Source organism: Cohnella sp., assembly GCF_041641335.1.
In the GTDB taxonomy this organism is placed as follows: Bacteria; Bacillota; Bacilli; order Paenibacillales; family Paenibacillaceae; genus Cohnella.
Genome location: NZ_JBEPYQ010000054.1, coordinates 36,059 through 46,391 on the forward strand (window position 1 = coordinate 36,059; position 10,333 = coordinate 46,391).

Annotated in this window: 11 protein-coding genes; 5 read left to right on the plus strand and 6 right to left on the minus strand. The window is 53.8% G+C overall.

What is annotated here, in order from left to right; all coding sequences use genetic code 11:
• Positions 1 to 175 precede the first annotated feature (175 nt).
• Genes ACESLM_RS17840 through ACESLM_RS17855 form a run of 4 tightly spaced genes read left to right on the plus strand, consistent with a single transcriptional unit; the run spans position 176 to position 2,865 of the window.
• Entirely contained in the window at positions 176 to 967 is a 792-nt protein-coding gene (locus ACESLM_RS17840) for a hypothetical protein (protein WP_372632919.1), read from the plus strand.
• A gap of 35 nt (positions 968 to 1,002) precedes the next feature.
• The gene (locus ACESLM_RS17845; RefSeq protein ID WP_372632920.1) at positions 1,003 to 1,227 is read left to right on the plus strand and encodes a PqqD family protein; all 225 of its coding nucleotides are present in this window, start codon (positions 1,003 to 1,005) and stop codon (positions 1,225 to 1,227) included.
• Positions 1,217 to 1,672 (plus strand): S24/S26 family peptidase, encoded by a 456-nt coding sequence (locus ACESLM_RS17850; RefSeq protein ID WP_372632921.1) that lies wholly within the window; start codon positions 1,217 to 1,219, stop codon positions 1,670 to 1,672. The genes ACESLM_RS17845 and ACESLM_RS17850 overlap by 11 nt, the downstream gene beginning before the upstream one ends.
• On the plus strand, positions 1,669 to 2,865 hold the full coding sequence (locus ACESLM_RS17855; protein ID WP_372632922.1) for an acyltransferase family protein: 1,197 nt from the start codon (positions 1,669 to 1,671) through the stop codon (positions 2,863 to 2,865). The genes ACESLM_RS17850 and ACESLM_RS17855 overlap by 4 nt, the downstream gene beginning before the upstream one ends.
• Before the next feature lie 26 nt (positions 2,866 to 2,891).
• Here ACESLM_RS17855 and ACESLM_RS17860 read toward each other — a convergent pair whose 3' ends face one another.
• Positions 2,892 to 3,380: an arsinothricin resistance N-acetyltransferase ArsN1 family A gene (locus ACESLM_RS17860; protein WP_372632923.1), complete on the minus strand. Its 489-nt coding sequence runs from the start codon at positions 3,378 to 3,380 to the stop codon at positions 2,892 to 2,894.
• A gap of 66 nt (positions 3,381 to 3,446) precedes the next feature.
• The gene (locus ACESLM_RS17865) at positions 3,447 to 3,905 is read right to left on the minus strand and encodes a MarR family winged helix-turn-helix transcriptional regulator (protein ID WP_372632924.1); all 459 of its coding nucleotides are present in this window, start codon (positions 3,903 to 3,905) and stop codon (positions 3,447 to 3,449) included.
• A gap of 95 nt (positions 3,906 to 4,000) precedes the next feature.
• Here ACESLM_RS17865 and sigZ point away from each other — a divergent pair, with 95 nt between their 5' ends.
• Positions 4,001 to 4,579: an RNA polymerase sigma factor SigZ gene (sigZ, locus tag ACESLM_RS17870; RefSeq protein ID WP_372632925.1), complete on the plus strand. Its 579-nt coding sequence runs from the start codon at positions 4,001 to 4,003 to the stop codon at positions 4,577 to 4,579.
• A gap of 520 nt (positions 4,580 to 5,099) precedes the next feature.
• Here sigZ and ACESLM_RS17875 read toward each other — a convergent pair.
• From ACESLM_RS17875 to ACESLM_RS17890, 4 genes are all read right to left on the minus strand, one after another.
• Positions 5,100 to 5,363, minus strand: a complete 264-nt coding sequence (locus ACESLM_RS17875) for a DUF6881 domain-containing protein (RefSeq protein ID WP_372632930.1) — start codon at positions 5,361 to 5,363, stop codon at positions 5,100 to 5,102.
• Positions 5,364 to 5,375: 12 nt separating this feature from the next.
• Positions 5,376 to 9,281 carry a fibronectin type III domain-containing protein gene (locus ACESLM_RS17880; RefSeq protein WP_372632926.1) on the minus strand — a complete coding sequence of 1,302 codons (3,906 nt, stop codon included), beginning with the start codon at positions 9,279 to 9,281 and terminating at the stop codon, positions 5,376 to 5,378.
• A gap of 225 nt (positions 9,282 to 9,506) precedes the next feature.
• Positions 9,507 to 10,136 (minus strand): acyltransferase, encoded by a 630-nt coding sequence (locus ACESLM_RS17885; protein WP_372632927.1) that lies wholly within the window; start codon positions 10,134 to 10,136, stop codon positions 9,507 to 9,509.
• 2 nt (positions 10,137 to 10,138) lie between these two features.
• The coding region (locus ACESLM_RS17890; protein ID WP_372632928.1) for a hypothetical protein at positions 10,139 to 10,333 on the minus strand (195 nt) is incomplete at its 5' end.

A 10,333-nucleotide genomic window follows, 5' to 3' on the forward strand; every position in this document is an offset into this window, starting at 1 on the left:
AGCTTATTCCGCTCCGGCCGTGCTCGAACAGCTTCCCGTCGTGTTCGAAACGCACATCTCCGGCAAGCCAGTAAAGCCAGGAAAGCCTTGGTGGCGCTAGGAATCATGCAGACAGGGGCGCAGCACGCCCCTGTTTCGTACCGCTAACGATACCATGAAGGAGCAGTGCGACGTTATGTTGGTTAACAAAATCCAGATCGGCGATCATTTCATCCTCGCGAGCACGGAGCAGGAATCGGTTCGCGAATGGATTCGCCTCCACTTCAAAGTCATCGAACCGGAACAATGGGATATGACCGTTCCGGATATGTATATCCATTTAAAGCTGGGCTACGGCGAACCCTTCGAAAGCTTCGACGTCCGGATTCGTCAGGACGGAGAACTGATTCGCTATGCAAGGACGGACTTCTTGCTGGAGACGATCGGCACCTACCGCGAAGCCAGGCTGCAGGCGCACGACGAGGTCGCGCTTAAGCACGGATTGATGGCCTTCTATAGCGCGTTTATCGTTCATCACGGTTGGGGTTTGCTGATTCATTCGTCGTGCGTGGTCAGCAACGGGAAGGCCTACTTGTTCGCCGGCCCGTCCGGGGCGGGCAAGTCGACGGTCGCCAGTCTGTCGCATCCCAGAGAAGTGCTGTCGGACGAAGCCACGCTGATCAAAATCGAACCGGACCGGGCGCTGGCTTACGACTCGCCCTTCCGCAGCGACTCCCTATCCGATTACGGCAAGACGGCCCGACGGCTGGACGGCATTCACCTGCTCGAGCAATCGCACGAGATCGACCGCTTGGCCATCCCGTCGTCCGAGGCGATGCTCCGGCTGATGGACAAAATTTTTTACTGGGCGCACGATCCTCGGGATACGATAAAGGTTCTCGCCATGTGTCGGACGCTCGCCAAGCAGGTCTCGGCCTACCGGCTGAAATTCCAAAAAAACGACTTATTCTGGGAGCGGATATCGTAATGTGGACATGCAAAAGGCATACGGAGGCTGTCGAAATGGACGGCGAATGGATCGTCATGGACGCGGAGAAGTATTTGATGACGAAATTAAACGCCGTCGGCGGATGGCTGTACGCCCGCATTCAAGCGGGTCATTCGCTGGATGAGCTCGTTTCGGCGATGAGCGCCGAATACGGAATTCCTAAGGAGCAGGCTCGCAGGGACATCCTCGCGTTCGTCGATCAGCTGGCCGCTTGCGGATTGATCGAGCATGCATCGTAATCCCGGGTTTGCGATCATCAAGAAACGGGTGGCCGAGAAGGGGTACATGACGATTCCGTCCAACGGCTACAGCATGTACCCGGCGATTCGTCCCGGGGACGAGTGCGTGTTCAAGCGGGTAGAAGAACGGGAGCTCGCGCCGGGCGATATTCTTTTATTCGAAAACGAACACGGAATTCTCGTCGGCCATCGGCTTGTCCGAATTGAGGGGGCCGGCCCCGGGAGAAGCTACGTCTGCAAAGGCGATACCAATTTGCATCCCGATCTTCCGGTAGCTTTCGACAGCATCGCGGGCAAGCTGTCCGAGATCAGCCGGGGGAACGGCGGCTCCCGGCGCAGGAGGATCTCCAACGACAGCCGGACGATGGCGATATGGGGCAGAACGATGATGAAGGCGCCGATCCTATCCGTCTTGTTGCGGAAGTGGGTGGGGAGATTGCCATGAAAGAACGGTTCGCTCAATTGGACGCTCTGCGGGGACTGGCTTCCTTGTCGGTATTGTTAAGCCATGTCGTTCTGATCGTTGCCCCTTCCTGGATGGGCGGCGTTGTATACGGCATATTGACCAGAACCTACTCTCCGTTTCAGATCTTCGTCAACGGTCACTCCGCGGTCATCCTCTTTTTCGTGCTAAGCGGCTTCGTGCTCTCCCTTCCCTTGCTGGACGGCGGGAGGCCGCCGTATTTCGGCTATATATTGAAGCGTTTTTTTCGCATCTACGTCCCCTATCTGTTCTCGTTCTTCGTCGCGATGGCCTGTCTGGCGACGGCTCCCAAGCTGGAGGCGAGCCCTCTGCTGTCGGACTACTTCAAGCAGCGGTGGACGCACAATCTAAGCCCGGGCGTCATCTTCGAGCATGTCCTGGGCATCGTGAACGTGCATACGGAAGAGTTGAACAGCGCCTATTGGTCGCTCGTCCACGAAATGCGCATCTCGATCTTCTTCCCCTTCGTCGTGCTCTTGCTTCGCAATGTGCGCTGGTATTACACGGTCGTCATCGGCCTGCTGATGTTCGGCGTGTCGGCGATGAACGACGCGATCGGACTTCAAGCGTCGAACGGGGTCAACACGACCTATTTCCATACGTTCGATTATTTGTCGCTGTTCCTCTACGGCATGCTTCTGGCCAAGCACCGCGCCGACATCGTCGGCCGCTTCCGCGCGCTAAGCGGCAAAGCCAAGTACGCACTGCTCGCGATCTCGCTCGTCTGCTACAACAGCTCCTACGCTTTCATCAAGGCGCTCGGCGAAATGCACCTCGTCCTCCCCTTCGGCCAGTTGCTGCGGGATCAGATCATCGCCGTCGGAGTCGTCGGCTTCGTCGTCATCGCTCTCGCCTCCAGACGAATCGGCAGAGCGCTGCTCCGCCCCGTTCCCTTGTTCCTCGGCCATATCTCCTACAGCTTGTATCTGTACCATATGGTCATCTATTTCACTATGATTCGCGTGCTGATGGACTACCTGCCCCTGCCGATTTTGCTGCTTCTTGCCTTCGTCGTCTCGATCGCCGTCGCTTATCTCGCCTGGACCTTCATCGAGAAGCCGATGATTGCGCTCGGCCGGCATATCGCGAACCGCCTTCACAAGAGAACGCCGGAACCTCTACAAAGCGGCAATCAGCCGAATATCATCGCTTGATTGGCGAGATTCCCCCTTAACCATGCTTATAAAAGTTTTTCCATTGCCATAACATCAATGAATTTGCCATCTAGAATCCCTTGATTTTGGAACACGCCAACTTCGCGGTATCCTGCCTTCCGGTAAAGACCTTGTCCTAAAAGGTTGAATGGAAACGTAAATAGGACAAATTTATAGAACTTATTCTCTTTACCGATCTGCTCAAGTTCGTTAAGAAGTCGGCCTCCGATTCCTTGGCCCCGGTAATCCCGATGAATGTATACTGACAAGTCGCCTACACCGTCGTAGGCGCATCTAGTGCTATATGGATTAATGGATGCCCATCCAACGACAACCCCATTCTTTTCTGCAACAAGAACCTGGAAACGTCCCTGATGCTTTTCAAACCAAGCGTTCATGAAGGAATGGTCCTTTGTTTCAGTTTCTAATGTTGCAATTCGATCTTCGATACCTTGATTATAAATATCGAGAATTCTTAATAGATCACTGCTGGCGGCATTTCGAATTAGCAGCATGAACCATTCCTCCAACATGTGGTGTTCATTTCAAGCGACTGTTCTACATTTCGGAATATACTCTCCTTAAAGAGGAGGTGTACAACAATTGGGGCTTTTGCTCATAGCGTCGTTTAAAATTTGCAGACTTTCGAGGACCTGAACTCTTTTGTCTTCGGGAACGTTTTGAAATAGCTCGGCAATGTAGGCTTCCATCGTTTTTGCAATCTCGCCGTACTGTCCTTCTCCTTTAGGGGTCAGCGACAGCAACACATATCGCCTATCTTTTGGGTCAGGCAAACGACTCAACATGTCATTTTCAACAAGCTGCTGAACTTGGCGGCTAAGGGTGCTGGTATCGATACTGAGCAGCTCGGAAAGATCGTTTAGCGAAATGTTCGGCCGTTTATACAGCTCATAAATAATATGGCTTTGCACAACGGATACACCACAGCATTGCGCCCCGTCTTTCTGCAATAATCCAAATCGTCTAACGAGCATTTGAAGAACTTCGCGTACATTTAGATACGTGGGTAATTGATTCATATTTGATCACCTGATTTATTTATAACACACAATAATTGATAGTTGCAATCATTCCATTTATCATGTAATCAAGTTTAGGATATGGAGGTTCAATAATGAATACTCAGGAGGTTTGGAACGAATTTCATCAAGATTTATCGAGCTTCATAAAAAGGCGAATCAGCAATCCTTTTGATGCGGAAGATCTATTGCAGGAAGTTTTTAGGAAGATTCATGACTCCATTGACCGGATGGATGACGAAAGTAAAATCCATAGCTGGGTGTATCGAATTACCCGAAATACCATTACTGATTTTTACCGTTCACACGCGAAGAAAAAAAGTGCGGAAATTCAATTGGAATTGGAAGCCGGCTTGGATTTTCCCACGCAGCTTGAGGTCGAAAACAATCTGAATCCATTAGTGAGTCAATGGCTTAACTGTATAGTTCAAAGCTTGGACGATAAGTATCGAGAGGCAATCCTTTTGACGGAATTCGGGAATATCACACAAAAAGAACTTGCTGAGAAGCTCGGATTATCTATCTCAGGTGCAAAATCCAGAGTGCAGCGAGCCAGAGTGAAGCTGAAGGAATTATTACTGGCTTGCTGTCATATAGAGCTCGACCGCCTAGGCAATGTGATTGATTACCGTGTACAATCTGAAAGTTGCAACTGCCGGGTATGCCAGAATTAATTTTTTTAACTAACGATTATTCTGCGTCCATTTGAATCAGTCTTCGTCTTAAAAAGCGAATCTAAAAACAGGAGGCTGATTTCAATGACTGAAGTACAGAACCAAAAAAAAGCTTGTTGCGCGGACGATTGTTGCCAAGACGATGTGCGTCACGATGATTGCTGCACCGCGGAATGCTGCAATACCGAAACCAACAAGTCGACATCCTGCTGCTAAATCGGATAGGAAGCTACCCACACGTACCGTATGGTATACGGCGGTCGGGCTCACGACAAAGACTGCCGCTGGGCCAATAAAATTAGCCTTGCGGCAGTCTTTGCCGTTTGGAAAATGTGTTCGGGAGCATCTGCGCCAAATAGGAAGCAAAGATCATTAATACCCGACCTGTCTTTGATTCTCCCGCAGGAGCGGCTTGCAGCTTGGCGCCTCGCCTATGCCGCCGAACGGCAATGGTTCCCCGTCGTCACCGGTGATTTCGGAACCGGCAAGACGACGACAATCCGACGTTTCGCCGAAGTTTTCAACCCAGCAACATACAAGGTGCAATCTGTCGGACTCCAAGCATACGCCGCGGCACAATAGTTGATTCATGAGCTGCAGGGCGGTTTACACTTTCAACAATCTCTGGTACTGGAACTTCCCCTAATCGAGTATTCAAAAATTCAATATCTTGATATGACAAGCCGAAGTTACCATTACGATAAATATGAATTTTCCTTACCTCGAATTTGTCATCATCTAGTTCAGAATAAATCATGATAGGCTCATCATCGAAATTATGAATCCACTGACCCTTCTACTTCACCGAACGCAGGAGTCGGCTGATCATGACCGCCGCTTGGGCCCGATCGGCGTAGGCGCTTGGACGGAAGCTTTGGCCGATGCCTTGAACGAGCTTTTCTTCCGTTGCCAAGCGAACGTAGGCTGCGGCCCATGCACTAATCTCGGCGGCATCTTGATAATTGAGCCCGGTCGCCTCCGTCCCCGTCCCCGTCCCCTCATCGGGAGATAAGCTTCTATCGTTAGCCTGCAGGTAGGCCTTCGCGATCATGACGGCCATCTGCTCGCGGGTGATACGGTCCGCCGGTGCGAATCGGGCAGCGCCGATTCCCTGCACCCATCCGGCCCGATACGCGGCGTCGACCTCCGCGTAGTACCAGGCGTTCGCGGCGACGTCCTCGAACGGAAGAGCCCCTTGCGCTCCGGCGCTCAAGCCGAAAGCTCTTGCCAGCATGGCGGCGAATTCGGCCCGGGTAACTTCTCCCGAAGGGTTAAATCGCCCGTCCTCCAATCCTTTGACGATTTTAAGCGACGCCAAATATTCAATGTCTTCCCTGGCCCAATGCGAGGCGATATCGGAGAACGACTTCCGTTCAGCCAACACCGCATACTCCGAAAAATGATTCAGCTTCAGCTCCGCCCCGCTGCCGGCATGGCTTACGTCTCCTTGGAGAGCCCAGGCATCCTTGTCCGAATCCATGAAGTAAATGCCGTACCGGTCGGCTCCGTTCGAGCTTGCCGGCATGATCTTCAGCATCACCGGCTTGAGGAAGCGGTTGACGACCGCCCCGTTCACCCGCAGCTCGAAGGCATAACCGGAGGATAGCGGCTTGAGCGACTGCTTTTTGACTGCGTCGTCTTCGGATAGGGAACGCACGGTAACGGTCAGAACCGCCTTGTCCCTGTTTTCGATCTTGAGCCATCCCGCCGGAAGCTCCAGCGTAACGCTCCCGATCCGGATCCGAATCGGCTTCTGCTTGTCGGCCGCGAGCTTCAGAATTTCTCCGCTCAACTCCAGCTCCAGAAGATCGAACGACTTGTCGGCGGGCACGTCGAGCGCGAGCAGGTTGTCCGCTCCGTTCAACGTTTTCTTGGCGTTGTCGACGCTTGGAGCGAACCTCAGTATCACGCCCTTATCCGTGCTGCGGTATTCCAGCGTGTCCGGCTCAGGCAGCATAAACCCTCCGCCTCCACCGAAGAATATCGGAGGCTTGTTGACCGGATCGGGAACTTTGTCCGTCTTTAGCTCGAGCGCCTCGCTCTTATCGGATACCGAACCGTCTTCGAATACGGATTCTACGGTGAACGCGTATACCGTATCGGGGTTCAGCTTGTCGGCCGAATATTGGGTCTCGGTTACAGAGGTTTGCAGGATGCCGTTCACGTAGACGTTGTACTTGACGGCGCCGCTAACCGGCGACCAACGGATTTTCAGCGATTGGATCGTTTTCTCCGTCATGACGAGCCCCGAGGGCGGATAAAGCTCCATCTTATGGGACAGATCCTTGGAAGGATGCGTTTCATTCCCCAGCTCGTCTACCGCGGTCACGTGGAAAGTGTACGTTCTCCCGGAGATCAGTCCTTCTACGGCGTACTCCGTATTTGAAGTCGCAGGCAGAAGGGAACCGTCGAGATAGAGGCGGTATTCCTTCAGACCATCCTTATCCGTCGTTGGATCCCAGGCAAGGGTCAGGCTATCCCTCGTTTTGGCCTTAATCCTCAAATTTCCGGGAGGAGCCGCTTTCGTCTCGACAAGGACCGGCCCGCTGCCTTCCGATGCGTTGCCGGCATAATCGACCGCGTGCAGAGTAAAGCTGTAGACGGTCTCGGGCGTTAATCCGTCGATTACGAAGCTGTAGCGGTTATCGCCGTCGTAGTCGGCATTCGTTATGCTTCTGGATTGTCCGCCGAAGTTCGCGACATATTCTCGAATCCCGACGTCATCCGTGCTGCCTTGCCAGGACAACTTAATCCGATCGTGCATCGCGCCTTCCGCCTGCAGCTCCGCCGGAGCGGTCGGAGGGCTTCGGTCCGGAAGCTCGATTGTCCTCACCTCGACGCTGTCGCTGCGATTTCGGTTGCCGGCTTTGTCTACCGCTTCGACGGAGAAGGAGTAGACGGTCGAAGGAGCCAATCCCGAGATTAAACCGTATGTCGCGGTCGTGACGCTGACCGCCGTCGGCTCGTCGTTGCGGTAAATCTCGTAACGGTCGACGCCGACGTTGTCCACGACGGCTCCCCAGGTTAGGTATACGGATGTATCCTCCGAATTCAGCACCGGCGGATTCAGCATCGGCTTGCCAGGCCGCCCCGCATTGATATTGCCCGCACGGATGATCGCGTCCAGCGCGTCGCGCCACACGTCCGCCATTACGCTGTAGCCGTCTGCGTTCGGATGAATCTGGTCGTTATCCGAATCGAAGAAATAACGCTCCGTGACCATGGCCGCAATATCGACGAAGCCGACCCTATATCCCTCTGAGCTCAATTGCCCGACAACCTGCTTCAGGTTTTTATTGTAAAGATCGACGATCGGCATCAGATCGAACTGTCCGTCCTGATCCAGGTCTTCGTAGACGCCCGGAATCGAGGCGACGATCACATAAGTGTCCGGAAGACGGGACCGGATGTTGCCGAGCAGTTCTTTCACCTGCACCATCAAATTCGCTTTCATGTACTCCTCGTCGGCGTTGCGCGTTTCCCACATGTTGTTGGTCCCGGCCAGAAGGATGACGTAATCGGGCGCGTAGACGGCCACTTGGTCATCGACCAATTCGTCTTTGATTCGCGCGATTTGATAACCCGGATGGCCTTCGTGATCCGGAACGAAATCTTCGACGTCCGCCGGGTTGACGTCCTCGGATCCGACGAACAACAGCTTGGGGAAGTCGGATCGAATCGCTTCCCACAGGTACCCCCGATACCCGCCCGGCACGTAACCGTTGCCGTAAGTGCCGGTCGTCAGCGAATCTCCGAGCGGCATGACCGTGATTACGCCGTCGGGCTTCTTCATCGCCACCCGCAGCTTATTGCTCGGCAGCGAAGACTGCGATGGGTTCGATACCGGCTTCGCCACGACGTAAAAGGAATAAGCGGCGATTCGCGAAGCCTCCACGGCCGAGGGAAGCCCCTCCCAGTTAAACGTCGTCAGTCCCTCATTTGCCGGCAGGCCGACGTTGTCGACCTCCCCGATCAGGCCCTGCTTCTGTTCGTATATCTCATAGCTGTAAGCGGCTTCATCGGAGGGCTTGTCCCACTCCAGACGGATCGAAGTGTCCGTTTGGTCCGCCAGTCTGAGCCGCGTAGGCGCCCATTGATGGCGCAAGCTGACATGATCGACATAGACTGTTCCGCTAGCTCCCGCCTCGAATGCCTTAAGGTCGAGCTCGACCTTGGCTTTGTATACGCCTTCCGGCGCGATCCCGGAAATCTCGATACGTTCAAACCCCTCGTTCGGATGATAGATGTCCTTGTATTCGTGGGAAATATACGCGCCAGACGGATGATCGCTCCCTAACGTAGCGTCGAAAAAGTCGATACGCAACGTGAACAAGGATTTGACCGAAGAGGCGAAGTAGACGTCAGCCGTTAACTTGTAGGGATGATTCGGCAGAACGTCAACCCATTGATGAGCTTCGGATACTCCCCATTGCACGGGGATGCCGGCAGACTCGATTTTCAGCACCCGGTTGCCGGGGTCCAGCAGCGAGGCTTCGACGGAGATCGAATCCTCGGGAGGCCAGATCTGCCAGCCCTCGAGCTTGCCGGGCTCCGCCGGGGGCAATTCGAAATCTCCGTTGTAGATCAATTCCGTTCCCTCAACGCCGGCAGCGCCGTCTTGAGCGGCGGCTTGCGGCGCATGAACGGGAATTAAGGCGATAAATAACGCAAGAATAAGACCGATGCCGCGAATTCTCTTCATTCAGGCTCAACCTCTCCATTCGCTTGTTCTCAACCTTTTCGTCCAGCCAGACAGGGTTGGATAAGATCGCTATTACCGATTTCTTGCTACTAATTGTATCAACAACAATCAAATCAGTGAACCGGGTTATTTTGTAACGTTTTGTATCTTCAAGTCGATTGGGCTAGGTATTCCGAAGCAAAATAAAAACCCCCTCGAATCGAAGGGATCCATGGAAAAATGTCCTTATACGGGCACCGCTTCCTGAACCTCGGCTTTCACCCAGCGCTTCGTTTCGAAACAATACCGTTTCACGACGCGGGCAGGCGAGCCCACCGCCAGCGAATACGGGGGAATCTCTCCCTTAACGATGCTGCCGGCGCCGATAACGGAACGTTCTCCGATCGTGGAGCCGGCGAGCACGCATACGTTCTGCCCGAGCCATACGCCCTTTCCGATCCGGGTCGGGGCGCCCCGGGGAGGCTGCTCCGCGTACCGGGGACCTTCCGGATCTATGGAGTGGTTATTGTCGCTGATATAACATCCGCTAGCTACCAGGACGTCGTCTTCGAGTATGACGGAGCTTAGGCAAGAGATCATCACCCGATGCTCCAGCCGGACTTGGTTGCCGATCTTCAGCATGGCCCCCCTTCCGGAGGCTTGCCGTTCGTCCGGATAAGTCTCCAGTCTGCAAGCCGGTCCGAAGGATACGCCATGACCGATCTCGATGCGATCGGGGCGATACGTATACAGCGGAGAAGCGAGGGAGCATCTCGAGCCAATCCGGTAAAATAAGAATCGATACCACAAGAGAGTATAAGCTTTATCTTTTAAGGAACGAAATCTTCGATGGAGCTTCCCCGTCCACCCGGCCATCGTTACCCCCTCTTCCTTGCCTTGCGCCTTCTCAGCGCGACCTGGCATACGTTCCAATAGAATCGGGGATGCAGCACAAGCGACGAATTCAAGCGCACCGCCTTCGCCAAAGCGTTCCAATCCCCGGCTCTCGTCGAGTAACGCATGTACGTGTAGCTTTTGATCTCTTGCGGATTATCGGCGTCGGCCAGCTTTCT